At 40.8% G+C, this 25,181-nt stretch carries 20 protein-coding genes; 8 read left to right on the top strand and 12 right to left on the bottom strand.

From position 1 onward, the window contains the following. Nucleotides 1–87: 87 nt before the first annotated feature. The gene (locus A9479_RS14425; RefSeq protein ID WP_064663788.1) at nucleotides 88–3,090 is read left to right on the top strand and encodes an EAL domain-containing protein; all 3,003 of its coding nucleotides are present in this window, start codon (nucleotides 88–90) and stop codon (nucleotides 3,088–3,090) included. Between the two features lie 15 nt (nucleotides 3,091–3,105). Here A9479_RS14425 and A9479_RS14420 read toward each other — a convergent pair whose 3' ends face one another. Then, complete coding sequence (locus A9479_RS14420) at nucleotides 3,106–3,435, bottom strand: translation initiation factor (protein ID WP_008464752.1); 330 nt, start codon at nucleotides 3,433–3,435, stop codon at nucleotides 3,106–3,108. Between the two features lie 247 nt (nucleotides 3,436–3,682). Between A9479_RS14420 and A9479_RS14415 the strand changes: the two genes are divergently transcribed. Both A9479_RS14415 and A9479_RS14410 read left to right on the top strand, forming a co-directional pair. Beyond that, nucleotides 3,683–4,342, top strand: a complete 660-nt coding sequence (locus tag A9479_RS14415) for a GAF domain-containing protein (protein WP_064663787.1) — start codon at nucleotides 3,683–3,685, stop codon at nucleotides 4,340–4,342. Nucleotides 4,343–4,420: 78 nt separating this feature from the next. After that, nucleotides 4,421–5,611 carry an amino acid aminotransferase gene (locus A9479_RS14410; protein ID WP_008464755.1) on the top strand — a complete coding sequence of 397 codons (1,191 nt, stop codon included), beginning with the start codon at nucleotides 4,421–4,423 and terminating at the stop codon, nucleotides 5,609–5,611. Nucleotides 5,612–5,763: 152 nt separating this feature from the next. Here the strand turns inward: A9479_RS14410 and A9479_RS14405 are convergent, their stop codons facing one another. From A9479_RS14405 to A9479_RS14370, 8 genes are read right to left on the bottom strand one after another with little or no spacing between them, the layout of a single operon-like run. Next, nucleotides 5,764–6,516, bottom strand: coding sequence for a DUF3379 family protein (locus A9479_RS14405; protein ID WP_064663786.1), 753 nt, complete (start codon nucleotides 6,514–6,516; stop codon nucleotides 5,764–5,766). After that, a complete protein-coding gene (locus A9479_RS14400; RefSeq protein WP_013464502.1) occupies nucleotides 6,516–7,073 on the bottom strand; it encodes a sigma-70 family RNA polymerase sigma factor in 558 nt (185 codons plus the stop codon). The genes A9479_RS14405 and A9479_RS14400 overlap by 1 nt, the downstream gene beginning before the upstream one ends. Before the next feature lie 54 nt (nucleotides 7,074–7,127). Then, nucleotides 7,128–8,774 carry a BatD family protein gene (locus tag A9479_RS14395; RefSeq protein ID WP_064663785.1) on the bottom strand — a complete coding sequence of 549 codons (1,647 nt, stop codon included), beginning with the start codon at nucleotides 8,772–8,774 and terminating at the stop codon, nucleotides 7,128–7,130. Next, entirely contained in the window at nucleotides 8,768–10,663 is a 1,896-nt protein-coding gene (locus tag A9479_RS14390; RefSeq protein WP_064663784.1) for a VWA domain-containing protein, read from the bottom strand. The genes A9479_RS14395 and A9479_RS14390 overlap by 7 nt, the downstream gene beginning before the upstream one ends. Beyond that, nucleotides 10,663–11,646 carry a VWA domain-containing protein gene (locus A9479_RS14385; protein WP_064663783.1) on the bottom strand — a complete coding sequence of 328 codons (984 nt, stop codon included), beginning with the start codon at nucleotides 11,644–11,646 and terminating at the stop codon, nucleotides 10,663–10,665. Before A9479_RS14385 ends, A9479_RS14390 begins: the two co-directional genes overlap by 1 nt. Further along, nucleotides 11,639–12,073 carry a DUF4381 domain-containing protein gene (locus tag A9479_RS14380; protein WP_013464506.1) on the bottom strand — a complete coding sequence of 145 codons (435 nt, stop codon included), beginning with the start codon at nucleotides 12,071–12,073 and terminating at the stop codon, nucleotides 11,639–11,641. Before A9479_RS14380 ends, A9479_RS14385 begins: the two co-directional genes overlap by 8 nt. Nucleotides 12,074–12,076: 3 nt before the next feature. Next, a complete protein-coding gene (locus A9479_RS14375) occupies nucleotides 12,077–13,021 on the bottom strand; it encodes a DUF58 domain-containing protein (RefSeq protein WP_033103862.1) in 945 nt (314 codons plus the stop codon). 3 nt (nucleotides 13,022–13,024) lie between these two features. Continuing rightward, nucleotides 13,025–13,981: a MoxR family ATPase gene (locus A9479_RS14370; RefSeq protein WP_013464508.1), complete on the bottom strand. Its 957-nt coding sequence runs from the start codon at nucleotides 13,979–13,981 to the stop codon at nucleotides 13,025–13,027. Between the two features lie 330 nt (nucleotides 13,982–14,311). Between A9479_RS14370 and fadI the strand changes: the two genes are divergently transcribed. Together fadI and fadJ are read left to right on the top strand one after the other, a co-directional pair. Continuing rightward, complete coding sequence (gene fadI, locus A9479_RS14365) at nucleotides 14,312–15,622, top strand: acetyl-CoA C-acyltransferase FadI (RefSeq protein WP_013464510.1); 1,311 nt, start codon at nucleotides 14,312–14,314, stop codon at nucleotides 15,620–15,622. Then, a complete protein-coding gene (fadJ, locus tag A9479_RS14360) occupies nucleotides 15,622–17,814 on the top strand; it encodes a fatty acid oxidation complex subunit alpha FadJ (protein WP_064663782.1) in 2,193 nt (730 codons plus the stop codon). The genes fadI and fadJ overlap by 1 nt, the downstream gene beginning before the upstream one ends. A 110-nt stretch (nucleotides 17,815–17,924) precedes the next feature. Here fadJ and A9479_RS14355 read toward each other — a convergent pair whose 3' ends face one another. Beyond that, nucleotides 17,925–18,311, bottom strand: a complete 387-nt coding sequence (locus A9479_RS14355; protein WP_013464512.1) for an MmcQ/YjbR family DNA-binding protein — start codon at nucleotides 18,309–18,311, stop codon at nucleotides 17,925–17,927. Nucleotides 18,312–18,504: 193 nt separating this feature from the next. Between A9479_RS14355 and yeiP the strand changes: the two genes are divergently transcribed. Together yeiP and A9479_RS14345 are read left to right on the top strand one after the other, a co-directional pair. After that, nucleotides 18,505–19,077 (top strand): elongation factor P-like protein YeiP, encoded by a 573-nt coding sequence (gene yeiP, locus A9479_RS14350; protein ID WP_024602810.1) that lies wholly within the window; start codon nucleotides 18,505–18,507, stop codon nucleotides 19,075–19,077. Nucleotides 19,078–19,251: 174 nt separating this feature from the next. After that, nucleotides 19,252–19,446, top strand: coding sequence for a hypothetical protein (locus A9479_RS14345; protein ID WP_138686387.1), 195 nt, complete (start codon nucleotides 19,252–19,254; stop codon nucleotides 19,444–19,446). Here A9479_RS14345 and A9479_RS14340 read toward each other — a convergent pair. Next, complete coding sequence (locus tag A9479_RS14340; RefSeq protein ID WP_033103870.1) at nucleotides 19,443–21,683, bottom strand: EAL domain-containing protein; 2,241 nt, start codon at nucleotides 21,681–21,683, stop codon at nucleotides 19,443–19,445. The two genes, A9479_RS14345 and A9479_RS14340, sit on opposite strands and share 4 nt — an antisense overlap. 51 nt (nucleotides 21,684–21,734) lie before the next feature. Then, nucleotides 21,735–24,458, bottom strand: coding sequence for an insulinase family protein (locus A9479_RS14335; RefSeq protein WP_033103871.1), 2,724 nt, complete (start codon nucleotides 24,456–24,458; stop codon nucleotides 21,735–21,737). 184 nt (nucleotides 24,459–24,642) lie between these two features. Between A9479_RS14335 and sixA the strand changes: the two genes are divergently transcribed. Further along, nucleotides 24,643–25,119: a phosphohistidine phosphatase SixA gene (sixA, locus tag A9479_RS14330; RefSeq protein ID WP_024602806.1), complete on the top strand. Its 477-nt coding sequence runs from the start codon at nucleotides 24,643–24,645 to the stop codon at nucleotides 25,117–25,119. The last annotated feature ends 62 nt before the right edge of the window (nucleotides 25,120–25,181 follow it).

The raw sequence follows: 25,181 nt of genomic DNA, 5'->3' as shown, positions 1-25,181 counted from the left end.
TTTACAAATAATTTATAATTCTGATTTGAGATCTGGTATATTTCTACTACTCGCAAAAATAATAATTATAAATAAGGTTGGCCTTTTGTGTATCGACGCCCTCCATCTCGATTTGGAATAAACTCACTCAGTGTCAAGTTATCACTGTTGATCTCTGGCATTTGTTTAGTTGCAGGTATTTGTGCGGCTGCTTTAATGCTCAAATCAGAAGAGAAACAGCTTGTATTTGAAGAGCATGAGGTATTAAAGCAATCAAATGAATTATTAATAAACCAGTTTAATAATTTGATAGCGACCAAAGTTAAAATAGCTGAGCAAGCTAATATTGTTGTTAGCGAGCAGTTATTTGAGGGGCAATTATCATTTAAGAATAACAATGCCCCGACTATGCAAGTCACCAATGATGGTTCAGTGCGCAGCGCATCTGCCGATGGCTTATCTGCGGCGTTCATTCCCGAAAATGCTTATTCTCCTTTTTATAAACAGTTAATTGCAGATTCTGAATCGCTTTGGAAAGTGATTTCCCCCACGTTAATTCAAGATTTTTATAATTTTTACCTGATCACCAAAGATAATTTTATCCGTGTTGCGCCACCAAATTGGGCACTTAATGTCCCCGGAGATTACACCTTTAATCAAAGCAAAAGTTTTAATTACGCAAAATCGTTAACAAACCCACAACGCGAGCCGCTGTGGTCACGAGTGTATTACGATGGCGTTTGGAATAAGTGGGTCGTTAGTTTAATTGTACCTATTTATAAAAATGATGAGTTTTTAGGCGTTACGGGTAGTGATATTTCTCTCGACTCTCTCATATCGCAATTGCCCGTCGGCGGAAAAGAAAAACATTTAGTGGTGTTCGACAAGCAAGGGCAGCTATTGGCGCACCCTAATTTAGGAGCCGATAGTTATACCCAATACGGAGAGGCGGGAAAAAAGTTGCTACCTGGCGATTTTATTTCTCCTGAGCTAAAGCGAGTTATTGATAATGCAGGGCAAATACAATTGCCGGAATATGCCGACTCGTTTTCATTAAATGATGAAGACTACATTATAAATATCCATAAAGTTGAAGGTGTAAATTGGTACGTGGGCGTATATAAAAAGCGCTCTTCTACACTATCGGCACTGAAAGACTTAAAACTGAAGTTTTTTGGCTTGTTTATTCTGTATGCCATTTTAGTTGCTTTGTTATTACACCAAGCACTTTATCAACTAGTTTTAAGACGCCTGCATTCATTGGTTTATGCGGTTACTAACTTTGGTAAAGGCCAGTTAGAAATTGATTTTCCAAAAGAAAATAAAGATGAAATTGGCACGCTTAATGGTTCATTCAAAGATATGACCATTGAAATCCGCAAACTCATCGATGGCTTAAACCAGCGCATAATAGAAAAAGAAATTGCAGAAAAGGCTGCAAATCGCTTGTCTAAAGCGGTTGCCTTCTCGGGCACGGGTGTGGTGATCACTGATGAAAACTTTGTGATTGAATATGTTAATCCAAAAATGCTGGAAATGACCGACTTTGCAGAAAGTGATTTCTTGCGCCAGCCACTTCTGACTATTATTGCTAATGAAATGACCATGCTGGTAGAGGACATTGACATTGATTTGCGCAACCGTAATTACTGGCGAGGGGATACCCTTATTGAAGCGCAAAACAAGCCACCCATATGGGTATCGCTGAGTGTGTCACCTATTCGTGAAGATGGTGGAAAAATCACCAGTTACGTTGCTTCAGCGCAAGATATTTCATTTGTAAAAGAAAGCCAACGCAAAATGGAACAGCTCGCTTACTTCGACACATTAACCGGGCTTGCTAATCGTACATTCTTTAGAATGCAGCTTAGAAAGTCGATGGCGCTTGCTGAAAGAGGGCGTTACTCGTTTGCTTTATTTTATTTTGATCTGGATGAATTTAAGCGTATTAACGATACTTTAGGTCATGATGCAGGCGATCAACTATTGGTTGAAGTGGCAACACGCTTAAAGCAGCGCTTACGAGCAGAAGATACTATAGCCCGTTTAGGCGGTGATGAGTTTGCGGTATTACTCAGTGGTATTGAGCATCAAAAAGAAGCATCGGAAGTCGCTGACACCATTCAAAAAACGTTAAATCAGCCAATAAAATTAGGTAGTAACGAAGTGATTGTTAGTGCCAGTATTGGTATTACCTTGGCGCCATTTGATAGCTTAGAAGAAGATCAGTTATTAAAACATGCTGATTTAGCCATGTATGAAGCAAAAGCGAAAGGGCGTAATACGTTCCACTTTTATAGCCAAGATCTAAATGCAGCCGCCAATGAGCGATTATTCCTTGAAAATGAGTTGCGCCATGCAATTAAAGAAAAGCAACTCACACTGCATTATCAGCCACAAGTTGATTGTCGCGATAATAGTGTAGTGGGATATGAAGCATTGCTTCGCTGGTTCCATCCTACGCAGGGATTCATTCCACCTACTAAATTTATTCCTATTGCTGAGGCAACGGGTTTAATTGTGGAACTTGGTAAGTGGGTATTACAACAAGCGTGTGAGTTTACTAAACGACTAGAGCAACAAGGTAGAGCGAGCAACATGTCGATAAACCTGTCAGCAAGGCAGTTTAAAGACGCAAGCTTAGTACCTATGCTGAAAAAAATAATCATAGAGACGCAAATTAATGCTAAAAGTCTGCACCTTGAACTGACTGAGAGCATGCTAATGGGTAATGTTGAGGCGGCTATTGATCAGCTACATCAATTGAAAAAGCTGGGTATTTCAATTTCTATTGACGATTTTGGTACGGGCTATTCTTCGTTGAGTTACCTTAAACGTTTTCCTGTTGATATTCTTAAAATTGACCGCTCGTTTGTTAAAGATATCCCTGAAGATGATAATGATATGGAGATCACCGCTGCGATTATTGCGATGGCACAAAAGCTCAAGCTTGATGTGGTTGCTGAAGGGGTTGAAACAATAGAGCAAGTTGAATTTTTACAAAACAATAATTGTTTTATTGTGCAAGGCTATTACTTTAGTAAGCCCGTAGCCGAAGCCGATATCCCTGTGTTGTTTGATCAATTAGCTGCGTTAAAAGTCCCTGAATAGAACAAAAATTGCGGGTTAACCACCCGCAATTTTTACCTTAAACTTTAATCCTTCTAAAATCGCCTTTAACTTATCGCGATCATCACCTTGTACTTCAATAACTCCTTCTTTTACTGCGCCACCTTGGCCCATCTTACTTTTTATTGTTTTTGCTAACTTTTTTAAATCGTGCTGTTGGGGATCTAATCCTACAACTAGCATTACGCCTTTACCTTTTCGACCTTTGGTTTGACGCTCTATGCGAATAGACCCGTCTTTAAATAGTTTTACATCCAGTTCTTTTTCTGGCTTTGGCTGGTCAATTCGCCCTGTTGCTGTTGAATACACTAAGTGATTATCACTCATAATTAACCTATCTAAGATTGAATCTAATATTGGGCTAAATAATAACAAATTTGTGACGCAAAGGCGTAATTTTTGCGCCTAAGCTAAACACCTTTTAATCCCGCAAAGATAAACATCCTCTGTTTAAGTACCGCAATAGTGCTTATGAATAAAAGTGCTTAAGGATTTTAAAAAGCGCTTTAAATTGGCTAGCGCTATAAAAATATCCATGCTACTATTTCGGCATTATAGATGTATGGATGGCCAAATGATAAATTCTTATTTAGAGCAAGCTCAGCTTAATGTAGAGCAACAGTTAATTAATGCTGAGCTAGAAAAGCTTGAGCAGTACTTAAATAGCAATGCTGCACCGGCCGTGCGTTGGCAGTATCAAATTCCAGAACTCGGTGAAGGTGGCGCATGTAGTTTATTCGGCTACTTGCAAGATGAGCCGTTTAATTTAAACGATTACGTTAGCCAAAATACGCAAACAACGGCAAAGTTAGCGCAACTTCAGTTGATTGTTGACTATGTAATCGAAAACACCCAGTTAGATTGGTATGGCATCTATCAAAATACGGCCACCCTTGAAGGCGAGCAGTTATTAAAGCTCGCTTATTTTGGTGCACCGAGTCGCCCTTTATTTCCGCTCACCGCTGAATTTGCAACCGGCAGTAATAATGTGCAAGTGGCACTCAGTGGTAAAGGACGTGTCATTAATAATGTTGAGCAATATTTAGCCGCGGGTGGTGAGTATTACACCTGCGATCCGAAAGTAAAAGCAGAGGCCTGTTTACCACTATTTAATGCGCAAAAGCAGTGCATTGGCATTGTCGATGGCGAAGCCTTTAGCACGGATTTTTTTGATAATGCGACACTCGCGTTATTAATTGCATGCTGTATTAAAATTCCTCACTTTTTAGTGTAAATAACACTGGTCAATCGAGTGAGTTTTTATGTTAAGCTTAGCGCAACAGCTAACCCCTAAATAACGAAGAGATAGTCAATGTTCTCAGTATTAAAACCATTACCAACAGACCCTATTCTTGGCCTTATGGCGGCCTATAAGCAAGATACTAACCCTAATAAGATTGACTTAGGGGTTGGTGTATATAAAGACGAGCAGGGGAATACCCCGGTATTAAAGTCAGTAAAAAAAGCAGAAGCGTTTCGTTTAGAAAATGAAATGAGCAAATCTTACATTGGTCTTGCTGGTAACTTAGATTACTGTCAACAAATGGAAAATCTTCTTCTTGGTGAGCACCCGGCATTATTAGCTAATCGCGTACGCACAGCACAAGCACCTGGTGGTACAGGCGCACTTCGTGTTGCAGCAGAATTTATTGTACGTTGTAACCCAGGCGCTACTGTATGGGTTACCAACCCAACGTGGGCTAACCACATTAGCTTATTTGAAGCTGCAGGCTTAACTGTTAAAGAATACCCATACTACGACTACGAAAACAAAGATTTATTGTTTGATGAAATGGTTGAAACATTAACACAGGTGCCTAAGGGCGATGTTGTGTTATTACATGCATGTTGTCACAACCCAAGTGGTATGGATTTAAACGAAACACAATGGAATACTATTGCTGAACTTGCAAAAGATGTGGGCTTTACGCCATTAATTGATATTGCATACCAAGGTTTTGGTTCTTCTTTAGAAGAAGATGCGAATGGTTTACGTATTTTAGCCAATGCGGTTGAAGAGTTGATCATTTGTTCATCATGTTCTAAAAACTTTGGCTTATACCGTGAGCGTATTGGTGCGTGTTCAATTATTGCAAAAGACAGTGCAACCGCTGATATTTCAAACTCGGTATTATTAAGTGTGGTACGTAGCATTTATTCTATGCCGCCAGCGCACGGTGCAGACATTGTAAACACCATTTTAAGCAGCACAGAGTTAACGCAGTTATGGCACAGTGAACTTGATGAAATGCGTAACCGTATTAATGGTTTACGTAGTTTAATTAAAGACAGCCTTGCAGCCAAAGACATTGCTCAAGACTTCTCATTTATAGACCGCCAACACGGTATGTTCTCTTTCTTAGGTATTAATAAAGAGCAAATCGAGCGTCTACAAAAAGACTACGGTATTTATATTGTGGGCTCTAGCCGTGTAAACGTAGCGGGAATTAGTCAAGCAAACATCGATTACTTTGCTAACGCTGTTGCTGATGTATGTAAGTAACCAATAATAAGTTTTAGCTTATTAGCAATAAAAAAACCGCACACTCGTTGCGGTTTTTTTATTGTTTGTAATACCCATCCCCTTATATCAATCTGCTTAGATATAAGGGAGTTTAACTCGTTAAATTGTTCAAATATTTATACAAATTGGTATTACAGCCAGCGAATAGCGCCTGCAATACGTTCATTATACATATCAACCGGTGAGCCTAGGCTTGCTATTAGTACAGTATCAGCTTGTTTTCCTCGGCTTATATGGCCTACGTAGCGAGAGTCACTAAAGTCACCCGAGCCAATTTCAAAGACTTTGTTATCACTAGGGACAATAAACACGGTCATAGGGCCAAAGTCCGATTCAAACACTAAATGGATGCCTTTCTCGCCTTGAAAATCGCAAAAGTTAACATAAGTAACTTTCCCAGGTAAATCATTAAGTTGACCGCCAAGTAAAGCCAGCTTTTCATTGACTGTTTGTAAGCTGATAGGTTGAGTTTTATTTAACGCGTTAAGTTCATGATAAACATGCGCCAATGCATGCTCGCCAGCCGCATGATTCAAATTTTGCTCTGAGCTAAACATAAACGCACTTACCGCAATCACAAATGAAGCAGCGAACGCCAAATATACACGGTCAAACTTAAAGCGTGAGCGTGAATCAATAACGTTGTTTTTTTGTTCAAGCTCATCTTTTCTGGCTTTTTCTTTTAACGAGGTGTTTAAAATAATCCGTTCAGCAAGGTTGTCAGGCACAGGAATATCAAGCGCATCATTGAGTTGCTTATCAAATGTTTTGTTTTCATTTAAAAATTGTTGTCTATCGGGACTGCTGTTTGCAAATTCCAGTAGTTCTTTGTCTAGCTCGTTTGGCTGTGCAATCGTGCGGCGACGAAACTCAAGTTCATCCATTATTTTGATGCCCCTTTAAGTTGTTCATCATCACGGCTTAGTGCCTCTTTAAGTTGATTTTTTGCTCGAAATAAACGTGTCATAACCGTATTTTTGTTTAAATCGAGTATGTCTGCAATTTCATCCCCAGAGCAGCCCATAACCACTTGTAATAGTAGCGGCTCTTTGTATTCATCGGCCAACAACGAAATTTGCCGTTGAATAACGGTTTGCTCCATTTCATCATCTAAAGAATGACTGGTTTGATCCACTAGCGTGTCGTTATCTACATCACTGTAATCAAATTGCTTGCGCTCAAAGCGCCTTGCATTTTCGCGTCTTAAAATTGTTAGCAACCATGGCTTAGCTGCTTTTTGATCGAGTAACGAGTCAAGCGAGCGCCAAGCACGTAAAAAGGTTTCTTGCACTAAGTCATCTGCAATATTCGGATCGTTACATAACCAGTAAGCGAAGCGATAGAGTTCCTTATGATAAACGTGAACCAGGGCTTCGTAGCGTTGTTGTTTTTCAGCCATATTTAGTAAGACCCGATCATTCGATTTTTTATTTCCAAACATAAGCACTTTTTAGTTAAAATTATTATAGGTCAAAAAAGCAAAATACAATTGAGATCAAGAATACAGCTCTTTTAACGCAGGTGATGAAGGCTTAGCTGTTTGCGATTGATGTGCCTTTAACATGCTAACTATAGCGTCTAAGTTGGCGCTAGCCGTTTGATTACTGTACAACTGTGCTTGTAAATTGTTTACCTGCGCGGTGAACTCTGAGTTGTTTATCATAGCGCATAAATGGGATAGCGCCCCTACCTTTTTACCTGTAAGGGTTAGCGCATACTGATTAAGCGCATCGTAAAATGCTTTTTCGTCATGGCTTTTAGCTAATACCAGCAGGGCTTTTAAAGATGGTTGTTGATTTGTTTTATTAGTTGTTTGAGCCGCTTGTTGCACTTCTTTAGCTGGGCGTTTAATAAAGTAAAAAATCACCGTCGCAATCCATAAAACATAACCAAGCGAGGCCACAATAATTAGCCACAGTGGTGTGACAGTTTGCTGTTGCACTGTAACTGCTTGCTCCGTTGACTCTGCCATAGTGTTATTTAGGTTGTTTTCAGCTGGCGGATTAAGCGTTTGCACTGGCGCTGTTGTACTGGGTGTTACTGTAATAGTACGCTCAGGTAAGGTCGCATAACTAATTCGATTTATTTTGGTGTTATACCAAGGCAAGCTAATTTCAGGCAATGTGTAAGTGCCAGGTGTTTGTGGCAATAGCGCAAATGAGGCGCTTTGCTGTGATACCACTCGACCATCACGTACCGCATTATTGGTTTCTTTTTCATCAGGGTAGCTGCGAATACCATTAATAGTAGGCATATCAATTTCGGGTAACTGCTCTTTAGTCACCCCTAGCGCGGTGAGCATAATTGTACGAGTTATCGGCGTACCGGCTTCAACGGTATTATCCTCTGGCTGCCATTGCTCGGTTAAGCTCACCAGTTCACTGGGTAACCAGTCTCCTTGATAGTTTTCAGGGATAGGTTTAATTTCAATTTGCTGCTCATCGCCAAGCGCTGACACTTCCAATTGGCGATAGTTTTGCTGAATACGCCCCTGAAAAACGGGAGCTGCAATAGTGTAGGCGCCACTTTTTTGGGGCTGAATTAAATAATTACGGGTGATCACTAAATAACGTTTACCGTTAACCAGTTCATAATCTTCGCTTTGTTTACCGAGTTGGGTAAGTTGGGCATCTTCCATACTTGGCGCACTTAAGCTGCCATCAAGAAGCTCTTTGGCTAAGTAAAGCTTAATGGTGTAAACGCCAGCCTCTTGTACAAATAAGCTGTTGTTTGAGAGCGAGGTTTTTAAAAATATATCGTTATTTTTATCTGCGTCGCTGCTGCGCTCTTTAACCGATAAACTAATTGGTTGCGAGTTTAGCCCTGCAACACTAAAACTGGGAATGGTGTATTCACCCGCATTGCGGGTCATTAGTTTAACAGACCAAGAGGTTTGTTTTTTTATACTGCCATTAATAATGTTAGTGCGGCTACTTAAGCTCATAGGGCCGACTACAAAATCTTTTAATAATGCTGAGGTGTCGGGTTGTTGCCCTTTTATTGAATCATCAATGCTAATATTAAGCATAAAAAATTCACCCGCTAATACTGGGTTTTTATCAACGCTTGCCTCCAAAGTGGTGGCGGCCATTAATGGCATGGCAGTTAATAGCAATAAACAGCAAAATAATCGCATTACCATGATTTTTCTACTCCTGTTGGACGGCGTTGATATTGTCTTTTTTGGGCTTCTAATTGCATTTTGTTTCTTAATAAAATAGCGGGATCGTCGGGCACTTTTCTTAATAACTGATTTAGTTGCTGTGCTTTTTCTTTTTCTTCATTAGTGAGCTCAGCGGCTTGTGCTTGCATGGCTTGTTGCTGTGCCTGCTGTTTTTGCTCATCAGAGGGCGGTTGCTCACTCATTTCATTAGGTTGATTTTGCGGCTCATCTTGCTGCGGTTTATTTTCGTCTTTATTTTCATTTTGTTGGCTTTGTGACTGAGCTTGCATATCAGGCTCATTCTGTTTGTCTGATTGCTCACCAGATTGGCGTTGTTCATCTTTTGATTGTTCCGAGGACTGATCTGATTGCTGTTGCTCACTATTTTGGCTGTCCTCTTCGCTTTTATCTGCGTTGTTTTTCTCGCCATTTTTTTGCTGATCTTGTTTTGATTTATCTGCATCATCTTGACTTTGCTCATCTTGATTTTGCGAATCATTGCCTTGCTGATTTTCTTGGTCTTGCTGTTGATTCAGTAACTGCTCAACAAGCGCTTGATTCTCAGCGGCTTCACTAAAGTTATCTTGCTTTACTTGCGCTTGTTTATACGCGTCAATGGCAGCCTCTAATTGTCCTGCTTTAGCCAAGGCGTTGCCATAGTTATAATAACCGGTTGCTGACTTATCTTGGCTAAACTCATTCAAGGCAGCATCAAATTGCCCTTGCTGATACAGTGCAGCCCCTTTGAGGGCGCTTGAGCGAGCCTGAGCTGCTTGTTGATACTCTTTGTTGTTGTATGCCTCTAATGCCCGTTGATCCGTATTTTTAAACAGGGTTGGCAGCTCTGCGGCATGCGCATTTTGTTGAGGTAAAAAGCTAAGTAATAGTACTGCGCTAACTAATGCAGAACGTCTAAATAAATACAAAGCTAAAGGCAGTAAAATAAGCAAACCATAAATACCGGCGTCAATTCGCCATAAGGCTAAATTTGGTTTTTCACTTTTTAATACTTCACTGTTTGCTTGCGGTGAAAAAACGGCAATATCGCTATTGCTTGGCTGATAATCGGCAAACTGCCCACCGCTATTTTTTGCAAGTCCTTCAAGTAAAGATGCATTGAGGGTTGGCACCACAATTTGACCATAATTATCTTTTAAAAACCCGCCTTCAGGTAACTTTATAGGGGCTCCTTGTGCGGTGCCTACGCCGTAAATATTAAGTCGATATTGACTACTGTTGGTAAAACGGCTTACATCGCTTTGCTGTTGTTGCTCAATACCATCGGTGATCAAAATAATATCGCCATCGAGGTAGCCGGCTTGGCTTAGTAGCTCTTGTGCCATATCTAAGCCAGCGAGTACGTTTGAGCCTTTATCTGGCATAATTTCAGGGCTTAAACTAGGAATAAGGTTGGCAAGAGTCTTAGCGTCGTTGGTCAGTGGTGAAATGGTATAGGCAGTGCCTGCGTAAGCCACTAACGCGGTATCGCCTTCTTTGAATAGCTCAACCATATCGAGGGCTTTAAAACGTGATTGCATTAATCGATTGGGAGCAATGTCGGTGCTATACATAGAGTAGGACATATCCATGACAATAACGCGGGCACTTTTACTTTGAAACACGGGTACTTGTTTCTCTTCAAAGCTTGGCCCTGCACTAAATATAATCGCTAAATTGCAAAATAACGCAACCAGCCAAAGCGGCTGGCGAGCTTTATTGTTTGATTCACTCATTACAAATGATGCCAAGTGCGGCGCAATAAGTGGCGCTGACTGGGTTTTTTTATGTTTTAGTAAGGCGATAAAAAATAACCCTGAGGCAGGGAGTAACAGCCATAAAATAGCAGGACGAATAAATTCAAAATCCATTAGTTTGGCTCCTTCATTGCGCGCACCGTTTTTATCAATGCCATTGTACTTATGAGTAAAATGGCCAGTAATAACGGATAATAGAACAAGGCTGTTTGTGGGCGAAAGGTTTGCTCATCGGCACTAATTGGTTCAAGCTTATCAAGCTCAGCGTAAATCTGTTGCAGGCCAGCCACATCTTTTGCTCTAAAATACAGACCGCCTGTTTGCTCAGCAATTTTTTTCAATAAGCCCTCATCTAGGTTACTGCCCCCAGAGCCCATATTAAATAAACTAAAGCCGCGCGGGTTATCTGAACCGACTCCAATGGTATACACTTTTATGCCTTCTTCACGGGCAAGTAACAGCGCATCTTCTGGGTTTAAATTTCCCGCGGTGTTTTGTCCATCTGTAAGCAACACCACAATACGGTTACTTTCTTTTTTACTGGCAAAGCGTTTTACCGATAAGCCTAAAGCGTCACCAATCGCCGTGGCGCGTCCTACTAAACCAATTTGCGCCTCAGAGAGCATTTTGCTGACGGTTTTTACATCACGCGTCAATGGGGTTTGTAAAAAAGCGGTATCACCAAACAGTATAAGGCCGAGTCTGTCGCCTTGGCGCTGCTCTATAAAGTCACTTAGCACTGCTTTAACCATGGTTAAACGGTCAACATATTGGCCATTGTAAGCCATGTCTTGTTCGGTCATTGACCCTGATAAATCCACAGCGAGCATTATATCGCGGCCTTCGTTGGGTAGCGATATGGGCTCATCTAACCACGTTGGATTTGCTGATGCGGTCACTAATAATAACCACAGCAACCACTCGATAATATTCAATTTACGCGCACTTGGCTCTATGCTTTGATTGCTTAAATTATGTGATGCAAAACTTGGGATGCGCAGACGCGTGTTGGCATCATTGGCGGCGGGTTTTAATAGTAACAATACTAAAGGCAGCGGCAGTAATAAAAACAGCCATGGCCAGCTAAATTCAAACATGCAGCGGCTCCTTTAGTTTAAATTGTTTAATGGCTTGGCGAAATTTATCACTGAGGGCTGCCTGTGTTTGATTAGCGTTATATAGGCTTAAAATTTCTTCTTCTGTAAAGCCAATAGCTGAAAGTTGGTTTAATGTGTTGCACCAATGCGTTGTTGATTGCGCGGCCAAACGCGGATCGTAATAGGTGATCACTAAACGCTTTAAAATGACATGCAATTGCTGCGCTGACTGTTGTTGATTAGCTAATGCAATGGCATCACGTTTTGGCTTTTTAAAGCGATAATTTTTATAAATAATGACAATTAAGCTACACAATAAACACACAGCAATTGCAATAACAACCCACCAAGCAGGAGCGAGTGGCCACCAGTCGACTTGGGTGGGAGCAATAATATCGTGTAGACCATCAAGTGGAGAGGTTTGCATGATTTATTTTCTCACTAATTGCAGTTCCAGCGCAGTGGCTGCATCAAATGATAATAGGGTGAGTCCAGACTTTGTTAAGCGATTAATGCGCGCGCTAAATGCGTGCTCGGCATTTTTGGCAAATCGTTGTCTAAAGCTCTTGTCCATTAAGGGCAGGGCAAATTGCTGATTATTAGCACTGACGGTTACCGTTTGTTTAAAAGCAGGTAATTGATGTTCAAAGGGGTCGCTAATATGACACCCAATCAGTTCGCAATGACGCGCCAAAAGTTCCAGTTGCTTGAAGCTGGCGTCATCCAAGGCGTTAAAATCAGACACGATATAAACCAAACTACCGGGCTTAGCTAAGTGATTTAAACGTTTGAGGTTATCGCTAAAATTATTCGCGGCCGGCTTATCAATGTTCTCAAGAGCCAGCTGATGCGCATCGCATAAATTATGGCATAGTTTTAATACCGCTTTTTCACGAGCGCTGGGTTTTAGCTCTAAATGCGAGTGCTGATTAAACACAATACCGCCAATTCTGTCGCTACGCTGACACGCTGACCACGCAACTAAGGCGCTAATATGTGCTGCTTGCACCGATTTTAACAGTAATTGCGAGCCAAATAGCATTGAGTTTGAAAAGTCAGTAAACACAAATACCGGGCGCTCTTTTTCCTCTTGAAAAAGTTTAGTGTGGGTTTCGCCTGTGCGCGCGGTAACGCGCCAATCAATAGAGCGTATATCGTCACCGTTTTGATAATGACGCACTTCGGCAAATTCCATACCCCGGCCTTTGTGGGGCGCAAGGTATTGCCCCGCCAAGGTGTTTTTTATTCTAACTTTAGGTGCCAGCTCAAGCAGTTGCGCTTTTGCTTTATAATACATCAGCTCTTTAAGCGATAAATTAACACCATGGCTATGGCTTAATTTAAGCCATGCCTGAGAATCAACGTGTGTTTGCATAACTTAAGGTACTGCGACTAGTTCAACAATACGGCTAATAACCTGATCTTTTGTAATACCATCGGCTTGTGCTTCGTAACTTAGAATAATGCGATGGCGCAATACATTATGTACCACAGCTTGTATATCGTCAGGTGATACAAAATCACGACCACTTAACCACGCATGAGCGCGGGCACATTTATCCAAAGCAATCGTGGCACGTGGGCTGGCGCCGTATTCAATCCAGCGGCCAAGTTGTTCATCTAAGTTTGCACCTTCTCGAGTGGCTATGATCAGTTGCACTAGGTACTGCTCTAATGGCTCGGCCAAATACAGACCTAAAATTGCTTTTCGCGCAGCAAACAAATCGGGTTGTGAAATTTGCTCAAGCACTGGGGCTTCATCATTAAGTGCTTCACCACGGGTCAAACGTAAAATATCAAGCTCATGCTCAGCACCTGGGTAATTAATACTTAGGTGCATTAAAAAACGGTCTAATTGCGCTTCTGGTAGCGGGTAAGTACCTTCTTGCTCAAGCGGATTTTGTGTTGCCATCACTAAAAACAGGTCACTGAGTGGATAGGTGTTTTTGCCTACCGTGACTTGGCGCTCGGCCATTGCTTCTAATAATGCCGATTGTACTTTTGCTGGTGCTCGGTTTATTTCGTCCGCTAAAATGAGATTATGAAATAAAGGGCCTTTTTCAAACACAAACTCACTGGTTTGTTGGCGATAAATATCGGTGCCGGTCACATCGGCTGGTAATAAATCTGGGGTAAACTGAACACGCTGAAACGAGCCTTCAATACCTTTTGCTAAGGCATTAACAGCGCGTGTTTTTGCAAGCCCCGGTGGGCCTTCAACTAATAAATGACCATCGGCTAAAATAGCAATTAATAGTGCTTGAGTGAGCGCAGGCTGGCCAATAATTTGGGTGTCTAAATACGTTTTTAATTGTGAAAATGCGTTAGCTGCCATAATAAGTGGACTGTCCTCGTCAGCTTAAATAATACCTAAATTGGTTAGGTAACAAATACTGAGCTAGTTATAAGGTTTATAAGTGGATAACTCAAGAGTTAGACTGATTTTTTAAAAATAGTTCGTTATTTTTTAACGATTTTTTAGCCTAACATAAAACTTTGTAAAACCAGCTAAAAAAGCCTATTGTATTACCCTCATACAATGTATGTAGTGATTTACAATGGCGCTTTTGTATTAATTTACCTTTATCTATTGGCTTTATCACACGGGTTGTTTAGAATCGGAGAAAACATACAGGTCTGACCTGTCAGCGGGAGAGAATAATAAATGTCTGAGCAAAACATACTTAAAACACCAAAAGGCGACCGTATTGCCATCGTAAGCGGCTTACGTACTCCTTTTGCTAAGCAAGCGACTGCGTTCCACCATGTACCAGCGTTGGATATGGGTAAGTTAGTAGTTAATGAAATGCTTGAGCGATTAAATTTCGACAAGTCAGAAATCGATCAATTGGTTTTTGGGCAAGTAGTACAAATGCCAGAAGCGCCAAATATTGCGCGTGAAATTGTATTGGGTACTGGGATGCCAGTATCGGTTGATGCGTACTCTGTATCGCGTGCTTGTGCGACGAGTTTTCAAGCGATAGCAAACGTTGCCGAATCAATTATGGCAGGCTCTGTAAGCGTAGGTATTGCCGGTGGTGCCGATTCATCATCTGTATTGCCAATTGGTGTAAGTAAAAAATTAGCGGGTAGCTTAGTTGATTTAAACAAAGCACGTACGCTTGGTCAGCGTTTAAAAATATTCTCAAAACTACGTTTAAAAGATTTATTGCCAGTGCCGCCAGCGGTTGCTGAGTACTCAACGGGTTTATCAATGGGACAAACAGCCGAGCAAATGGCTAAAACCCACAACATTAGCCGTGAAGATCAAGATGCCTTAGCGCATCGTTCTCACTCACTGGCAACTCAAGCCTGGGCTGATGGCAAGCTTAAAGATGAAGTAATGACGGCTCATTTACCGCCTTATAAAAGCTTTATTGAAGAAGATAACAATATTCGTAAAAACTCAACGGTTGAAGGTTATGCCAAGCTTAAGCCGGTATTTGACCGTCAACACGGCTCAGTCACTGCAGCCAATGCAACCCCATTAACCGATGGCGCAGCCGCAGTGTTAATGATGAGCGAAAGCAAAGCAAAAGCATTGGGTTACGAAATTTTAGGCTACGTACGCAGTTTTGCGTTTTCAGCCATTGGCGTAGAAAAAGACATGCTAATGGGGCCGGCTCACTCAACGCCTATCGCACTTGATAGAGCAGGTATTACGTTAGCCGATTTAGATCTAATTGAAATGCACGAAGCGTTTGCATCGCAAACCTTAGCGAATATGAAAATGTTTGCTTCAGATAAATTTGCACAAGAGCACTTAGGGCGTAATAAAGCCATAGGTGAAATTAACATGGATAAGTTTAACGTGAACGGCGGCTCGCTTGCATATGGTCATCCATTTGCGGCAACCGGCGCGCGTTTAATTACACAAAGTTTATACGAGCTTAAGCGTCGTGGCGGTGGTTTAGCGTTAACGACTGCCTGTGCTGCGGGTGGTTTAGGTGCAGCCTTTGTATTGGAGAGTGCGTAATGACAGATTCAGTATTTAATTTAACGGTTGATGATAACAAAATAGCCGTAGTGACCATTGATGTGCCGGGTGAGAAAATGAATACCCTGCGAGATAGCTTTGCTGATGATTTAAAAGCATTATTAGCACAAGCTAAAGAGCACGCAGTTAAAGGTATGGTATTTATTAGTGGTAAAAGCGATAACTTTATTGCTGGTGCCGATGTTAAAATGCTAGACAGCGTGCAAAAGCGTGAAGATGCATTAGCTATTAGCGAATTATGCCATCAAGCATTTTTTGATATGAAAAAGCTTCCGTACACCACAGTTAGTGCTATACATGGCGCAGCGCTTGGTGGCGGTTTAGAATTTGCTTTAGCCTGTGATTACCGCGTAGGTACAGATAGCGATTTAACTAAAATTGGTTTACCAGAAGTACAACTAGGTTTATTACCTGGCGGTGGTGGTACACAGCGCTTAACTAAAATCGTGGGCATTCAAAAAGCCCTTGAGTGGATGCTAACCGGAAAACAAATTCGTCCTAAACAAGCTAAAAAAGCCGGTGTATTGGATGATTGTGTACCACAAAGCGTACTGCTAAAAGTGGCCAAAGAGTTTGCGGCAAAGAAAAAGCCACAAGCTAAAGAGCCTAAACTTGATAAGATCAGTCAGCTATTAGAGTCAAACCCATTTGGTCGTAACTTTATCTTTAAAAAAGCTAAAGAAAACGTTCTTAAAAAAACCGGTGGTCATTACCCTGCGCCGCTTGCAATTATTAAAGCGGTACGTGCAAGCGTAGAGCTTGATGAAATGAAAGCGTATAAAACCGAAGCAGAAGGTTTTGCCACATTGGTAATGAGTGATGAGTCTAAAGCACTGCGCGGCATTTTCTTTGCAACCACTGAAATGAAAAAAGAATGGCGCAATGATGATGCTCCCGCGATTAGTAAAACTGCCGTGTTAGGTGGTGGCTTAATGGGCGCAGGTATTGCCCATGTGAGTGCGGTCAAAGCTAAATTGCCGGTCCGTATTAAAGATGTGGCAGAGCAGGGCATAAGTAATGCCATGAACTACACATACAAAATTTTAGATAAGCGTCTTAAACGCCGTATTATGTCTAAAGCCGATATGCAGTTAACGATGAACCGTATTACCGGCACTACCGATTACAGCGGTTTTAAACACATAGATTTAGTGATAGAAGCCGTATTTGAAGATTTAGAGCTTAAGCAAGGTATGGTTGCTGATGTAGAGCAGCATTGCCAAGCGAATACTATTTTCGCAAGTAATACTTCGTCATTACCTATTTCGCAAATTGCAGCTAAAGCAGCGCGTCCTGAAAATGTAATTGGTTTACATTATTTCTCACCAGTAGAAAAAATGCCACTGGTAGAAATTATTCCTCACGAAGGCACCTCAAAAGAAACGATTGCTCGTGTAGTTAACTTTGCGCGTAAGCAAGGTAAAACGCCAATTGTGGTAAAAGACATGGCCGGTTTTTACGTTAACCGTATTTTAGCGCCATACCTGAATGAGGCGGCAAACTTAATGCTTGCCGGTGAGCCAATTGAAAAAATTGACGCAGCCTTAGTTGAGTTTGGTTTTCCAGTAGGGCCGTTGGCACTGCTTGATGAAGTCGGTATTGATATTGGTTCTAAAATCGCGCCAATTCTTGAAAAAGAACTCGGTGAGCGTTTTAAAGGCCCAGATGCTTTCTCGCGCATGATTGATTCAAAACGCTTAGGCCGTAAAACGGGTCGTGGTTTTTATGAATACGACAAGAAAGGCAAAAAGGTTGATGAGTCAGTCTATGAGCTACTAGGTGTAACCCCAGCTCCACGTTTAAATAAAAACGAAATTGCTAAGCGTTGTATCTCACAAATGCTTAATGAGGCCGTTCGCTGTTTAGATGACGGTATTATTGCCAGCCCGCGTGATGGTGATATTGGTGCTATTTTTGGTATTGGTTTCCCACCGTTCTTAGGTGGCCCGTTTAGCTATATGGATAAATTAGGCGCAGGTAAAATAAGCTCTGATATGTCTACTCTGGCTAACAGCAACGCTATTTTTACACCTTGTGATACTTTACTCACAATGGCTGACAAGGGCGATAAGTTTTACACAACAGCCGCTAATAAAGCTGAAGTGGAGTTAGCGCAAGGTGATGATAAATCAACTGACACTCCAAATGAGATGACTGAACACAAAGATTAATGTTTTAAGTTAACGTAAAAAAGCCGCAAATTATGCGGCTTTTTTGTGTTCGATAATCAACAATAATACTTAATCAATCGAATTGGTAAAAGTTGCGTCTGGACGCTTATTTACAGTAACGCTTCAATGGCCTTTTTATCTTTATCAGGCATGTTGTCGACCACCAAATTAAACGAGTTATCAATCATACGCTCAATTTCACCCTGTGGTACTGAGCCATCTAAAATCACGGTATTCCAAAGGCGTTTATTCATATGATAACCAGGAATAACGGCAGGGAAAATATCTCGTAATGATTGCGCCTCATCAGGATCGCACTTTAAGTTTAGCCACCAAATAGGTTCGCCATTTTCGTCGGTTTCACCCTCATTGCTAAGTGCAAGAGTGGCAAACATTTTATGATTTACTTTATACACATCAACATCTTTAGCAAAAGGCTGGGTTAGTTTAACTAACGGCTTGTTCATTAAATAGGTATGTACAGTTTGTTGGTTCATGAGCCATTCCTTGAGGTCATAATCGATAACTTAACCATAGCAGCTTTTTGCCACTAGATAACACGAGTTTAAGTCTAAATTACAGATTTATGAGTCAGTACGAAGTAAGAAGCTAATCATATCACTTTATTGTTGAACAAAATCAGTTTCGTGGTATGTTTCTCGCAATCAAAAAAACAATAGGAATTCACCCATGCCAAAGGCAAGTGATGTTAAAAAAGGGACGGCTATTGACTTTAATGGCCGTGTATTAGTAGTAAAAGATATCGTACGTTCTGTACCACAAGGTCGTGCCGGTGGTAGTTTATACCGTATGCGTTTATACGATGTGGTCACGGGTAGCAAAGTTGACGAAACATTTAAAGACAGCGACATGCTTAACCTTGCAGATTTAACCCGTCGTGAAGCGATGCTGTCGTACATTGATGGCGATGAGTATGTCTTTATGGATAATGAAGACTACACGCCTTACAACTTGGCTAAAGACGCGATAGCTGAAGAGATTCAGTTTGTTAACGAAGAGACCCAAGGCGTGCATGTTATTGTGATTGATGGTGCGCCAGTTGGGCTTGATCTTCCTTCAAGTGTTGAGCTTGTAGTTGAGGAAACCGACCCTTCAATTAAAGGTGCTTCAGCCAGCGCGCGTTCAAAGCCTGCTCGTTTATCAACCGGCTTAACTATTCAAGTGCCAGAGCATATTTCTACGGGCGATCGCATCCGTATTAATACTGCAGAGCATAAGTTTATGGGCCGTGCTGACAAGTAAGCCGCTATAAATCTATGATGATTAGCCGAGTATTTAAGTTGCTCGGCTTTTTTGTGTCTGATTTGCCCCTCAAATTGATTCAGCATTATTGCTGATTAGCAGCATGCGTTGCTTCAAATTTAGCCAATTTAACGCTATTATACGCGCCTTATTTTTGAGCTGGTTGAGGTGGTGGTGTTATTTATTTTGCTTAGCGGTGTATTTATAGCGCTTATGTATTTAGAAACCATTAAAAAGGGCATGCCTGTTAAACGCTGGTTATTTTTAGGTGGCGTGTTTGGTCCTGTTGCTTGGTGCTTGTTTAATATACATTATCGACGTGCATTGATACGCAATATAGGTGTAAATGCGTGTCTATGGCGTGCTTAACTGGTCGCTCTAATTAAACTGAGTTTTGATTGGCTTTGTTGTTGTTTTAAAAACGCAGTAAATTCATCTTTTGAGAGTGGTTTAGAGTAGTAATAACCCTGCAGTGTTTCACAGTTTAGCTCTTCAAGTATGCTTATTTGTGACGCTTGCTCCACCCCTTCGGCAACTACATGCAAATCAAGGTTATGCGCAATAGTGACGATAGAGTCCACCATATTGCGGCCACGTTCAGTCTTCATATCATCGATAAAGGCTTTATCTACCTTAAGCGTATTGAGTGGAAACTGCTTTAAATACGCAAGTGATGAATAGCCGGTACCAAAGTCATCCATTGCTAAGTGAATTCCGCGGGCACTTAAAGAGCGCATAATCGCAATGGCTTCTTGTGGATCGTCCATTACGGTGCCTTCAGTTATCTCAAGCTCTAAAAAGTACGAAGGCAGTTCATTTTTTTGTAAAATCACATCTATGCGCGAGGTTAGATCGGGTAGGCTAAATTGTTTTGCTGATAAGTTAACAGCAACACGGGCATTAAATAAGCCTGCATCTAACCACTGTTTTACATCGCGACAAGCTTTGTTTAAAACTACTTCACCAATTTCAATAATTTGCCCTGTTTCTTCGGCAATTGGAATAAATACCCCTGGGCTAATAACCCCCTTTTTCGGGGTAATAAAACGTACCAACGCTTCCATTCCAGCAAGCTTACCAGTACGAATATTCATTTTAGGCTGGTAATACACCTCAAAATGATCTTCTTTTAAGCCAAAGCGCATTAGGTTTTCTATTTGCAGTCGTTTTACTGCTTGGCGGTTCATGGTGTCATTAAAGAACAGGTAGCTATTGCCTTTCTTTTTAGCATGATACATCGCAGTATCGGCGTTCTTTAATAGTATTTCGGGGGTGTTACCATCTTCGGGGAACAACACTATACCAACGCTTGAGGTGATAGCAAGTTCATGGCCTGCCATTTTAAATGGTGTAGCTATGGCCGCCAAAAACTGTTTAGCCATGCGAGTGATAGTGAGAATATCGTTGGTGTTTGACATAACTAGCGCAAATTCATCGCCGCCAAGGCGGTAAAATACGTCATTTTCACGGGTGAGCTTATTTAAACGCATAGCAAGCTTTGCCAGTAAACTATCACCTAATTGATGGCCTAATGAGTCGTTTATCTTTTTAAAGTTATCTAAATCAAATACGAGTAATGCATGATGAGAGTGCTGCTTTGCGAGTTTTTGTAAGTCAGAAAAAAACAAATTACGGTTAGGTAAGCTGGTGGTGCGATCTCGGTTTGATAAATTATTCAGTTCAGATTCGGTTTTTTTACGTTCGGTTAAATCTGAATACACCACCACATAATTGGTTATTTGATTTTGTGCGTTTTTAATTTCATCTATTGAAATTTCAAATGGCAGCAGAGCATGATCGCTATTGCGAAGCTTTACTTCTTCTTGAATATGTTCGTGCTTTCTAACGGTATTTTTTATGGATTCTATATAGCTTTTGTCGTAACCGGCTAAATGAAACTCTTTCTTTAGGTATTGCTCGCGTACGCCGCCAAACAAAGTTAAAAAGCTGGGATTAATATCCACAAGCCTAAAATCTTTATCATAAATGGCCAGCGCATCAGTGAGTGACTCAACACATTTTGCAAATAAGTTAAGTCGATCTTCCGTTGATTTTAACTGCGAGATATCTCTGACTGTGCCAGTCATTCGCAGTGGGCTTAGGTTAGCGTCTTTTTCAATGATTTTTCCGCGGTCGAGCACCCAGTGCCATTTACCAAAGCTGTCTTTAATACGATAAGTTGCTTCAAAAAAAGTACTTTCTTCGGCAAAGTGTTTTTTTAGTAGGTAATCAACATGGGTTAAATCGCGGGGGTGGATCAAGCTTTTATTCGGTGGAAATTCTACTAGGTTATTACTATTCATCACGTATTTGTCATTGATACGAATAACTTTACCGGTTTTGATATTCCAATCCCATAGAGTATCACCACTGCCTTCTACGGTACTTTTTAATCGTTTTTCAGAAAGCTGTAATTGAGAGTGTGAACGCTTGAGTGAGTGAACAATAGTTAACAAATAAACCACAACTAACGACATTATTGCGCACACGCTCACGACCAACGCATTTAAATTCAAGTTAAACGATGACTCGAATGCACTCGCTGAGTAGGCTGTGGCCAAAGAGGCCAACAATAGAATGTATTTTATTATTTTTATTTTTTTCATTGTCTTACTTCTTATTAACAAAAGACAATCTAAATCAAGCGCGAGCAAGAGTCAAAGAGAATGCGAATAAAGTGGTAGTTTCTCAGACAAATTCACAGATTTGGCACTTAAAAGCTCATATCTTGGGCGATCTGCATTAAAAATTTCAGCGGCGTAGGCTTTTAAATCTTCAAGCGTTAATGCGTTTAAAGAATCCAGCAGGCGTTGCTGCATATTAAACCGATGATCGCCATTACCTATAGCAAGCCATAAACGTTGTGAACGTAAACGCAAATTTTTGTCTTTTTCAGCAATATGGGTTGTTAATCCATGTTTTTGTTGCAGCCAGTCTTGTTCTGTTAGTTCATTAATTGTTGCTAAATACTGGCTAATAAATAAATTATGCCTGTGCAGTAACGTGGTGGGCTCAAATTTTGGTGATTGTATATAAAAGGCAATACCAGCACGGGTATTAAAAGGAGCGTATCCTGCGCCTACTAAATAACCGAGTTGTTGCGTGGTTCTGAGTTCATTAAAGTAATCTTGATTAATTAAATGATTTAGCGCCATCATTTTCACTTTTTCAATAACGTCATCGCTTTGTGCTTGGTAGTAAATCACCATGGCATTATCGCTGCAGGCAAGTTCAAGCTCGTAGCGGGTCACTTTAGTAATTTCATAAAGTGGGCGCTTTAAATCGTCGATAACGGCTGATTTTTTAAGGTGCTGGGCGACCTTCTTTTGAAACTCAAGCGCATCATTTTGCTGCCAATTACCATGTAAAAAAGACTCAACATGAAGGGCATTAAAAAACGCTTGTCTAAATTCATTAAACTGATGGAAACAGGTGTCTTTGAGTGCATTTGCTAACTCGTCAGGCTGAGGATTCCACGGCATTATTTTAGCGCCTAAAATACTAAATAGCTCACTAACGGGTTTGTTTTGATTGCTATTACGCCAGTGTCTAACTAATTGCTTTTTATATTCTGCAAAGCGTTTGGCGCAAATTTTTACGTTAAATAGTGCATCAATCAGCTGATCGACTAATTCGAGTTGGCTTGAAGAAAGCCCCGCAGTGTGAAGCGTTAAGCCACCTTGATGAGAGGTTAAGTGATAACTTAAGCCCGCAAGTTCCGCTGGGTAAAACTGTTCGCCAACACTGTCCATGAATAAATCTGAAAATAACCGCGTCAGTGCCATATGTTTCACATCTTTTACTGCAAAGTCAGAGTCCATGGCTAAATAAAAATGCCCTTTGGCGACTCTAAAGGTGGCGTCTTGTTTAAACCAAAAGTCAAAGCCTGCTTCTTTTACCAGTAATGTTGGATGTCGTTGCTGTGATTCAACCGGATATAAAATGACATCTTTAGCTAAATAAGGATTAGCCGTGGGCAATAGCATTTCACTTTGTGGCTGGCTAATCTGTGCAAGTGCTTCGAGCCAATGTAGCGACAATTTTTCAATTTTATAGGGGGTGTTATACCAAGCAGCTGTGTGTTCAGGCTCTACATCAGGATGAATAAGCACTAAACGCATGTTGTGCGGAGTTAACCACTGCATAGCCATTTCATGCGTGCTGGCTTTAAAGCCCTCCATTAAATAGTCACCCTGTAAGTAATTAACTTCATCGTAATGTTGCATGTTAATACTTAAATTACTGACCCAATCAATTAGGCGAGACTTTTCTTGGTTATCAAATGCGATTTGTAATAGTTTTTGCTTATCTTGATATAGGCGAGGTAATTTGCTGGTGTTGTTATTAATTAAACAAATGTATTCAAACACCATTTCAATAATATCTTCGTAGTATTCAATGCCTTCATCGGTCAGCGCCATACTAATATTAAAGTCTTTAAAATTACTGCCATTAATTCCGCCACCTGCAGAGAGGGCATTGATCCAACCTTGCTCTTTAAGCACAGAATACAACGAGCCTTGCCCCTCATAACCTAGTAAGTGCGCAATAAAGCTGACCGTTTTATGACGATAAAAATCGTCAATGTTTGGCATGGCAAAGCTAATAATCAGCTTTTGTACATGTTTGTGTGGTTCAATATGAAGCAACTTACCCAAGTCTTGGCTGCGATAAAGCGGCGCCTCTATAGGTGGCTTTAATTGGTGTTTATCTCCCTTTATCTGGGAGAAATACTGGGTTGCCCATGCCTCAAGTGTATCTAATGACTCATTGGCACAAATCACTAAAGTCATCCACTGAGCTTGGTAATGCCTATTAAAAAAGTCACGTAATTCATCACTAATACAGCGCTTTCTATCTGCTAATGTTTGCAAGTTTCCCACTGAGAACTTGGCAAAAGGATGTTCTGGGTTAACCGTTTCTTTATGCACTTGATAAATTCGACGGCCATCGTCTTTAATTTTTAATTTAAACTCAGCCTCAATAGCATTACGTTCTTTTTCTGTTTCAGCGGGGTTTAGTGTGGGCGCTATAAAAAACCGACTAAATTGTGCTAATGCTGTTTCAATATGATGGTTATTAATATCAAAGAAATAGCAGGTATGCTCTGTGCCAGTCCACGCGTTGGTATTGCCACCAGACTGCGAGACAAAATTATTAAAACTTCCTGATTCAGGATAAAGGTCAGTGCCTAGAAACAACATATGCTCTAAAAAGTGCGCTAGGCCTTGTCTATCAAGCGGATCATCAAAGTGACCAGCGTTAACAGCCATGGATGCGGCAGCTTTTGCTGAGTCTTGATCGTGCACTAAAAGTACTTTTAGACCATTGTCCAGTGTTAGTGTGCGGTAAGCTCTGTTATCATTGGTGCTGATTTTCAAATGATGCTCCTGAAACTAAACGTATAATTGTTAACAACAGATGATAACTTCAGGAATGCAATGCTATTTACCTGAACATCATGAAAGAACTATTTTAAGAAAATAAATAGGTTTGAGTTATTAATATAGCGGAAATTCGAGCAAACTGGCTACTGTTTTATATTCTTTAATTGGTTGATTTTTTATGAAAACAATCTTGATAATGCGTCATGGTGAAGCAATACCGATGCACTCTGATGATGTCAGTAGAAATTTGACTCCTTTGGGCCATCAGCAGGTAGAAAAAATGGGGCTGTGGTTACAAAAAAAGCATGCTCCAACGGGGTTATTAGTGAGTCCTTATGTAAGAGCGCAGCAAACAGCTGAGGGTGTTAAAAAAAATAATACCTTTTTATTTGAAGAGACCTGCCAAGATATTATTCCTGAAGGTAACCCGCAGGTTGCTGCAGATTATTTAGAAACGTTAATCGCGCTTCATCCGGAATGCGATACTTGGCTTGTGGTTGCCCATATGCCTATGGTGAGCTATTTGGTTGATCAGTTGTGTGCTGGGCACATGCCTATTTTTAATACCGGCGCTGTTGCACAAATTAGTTATGATGAAACTCGCCATAAAAGTGATTATATCACCATCAATGCACCAGCGAATGTAGATGCATAGTGTGTATATTAGCATTTAGCTAAGCCACTTTCTGTTAGATAAATGCCAATACTTTTAGGTAT

Origin of the sequence: Pseudoalteromonas sp. MQS005, from assembly GCF_001661605.1 — a bacterium.
Lineage (GTDB): Bacteria > Pseudomonadota > Gammaproteobacteria > Enterobacterales > Alteromonadaceae > Pseudoalteromonas > Pseudoalteromonas tetraodonis.
Note: the sequence above shows the minus strand (reverse complement) of the source record. Positions and strands in the feature narration are given on the sequence as shown.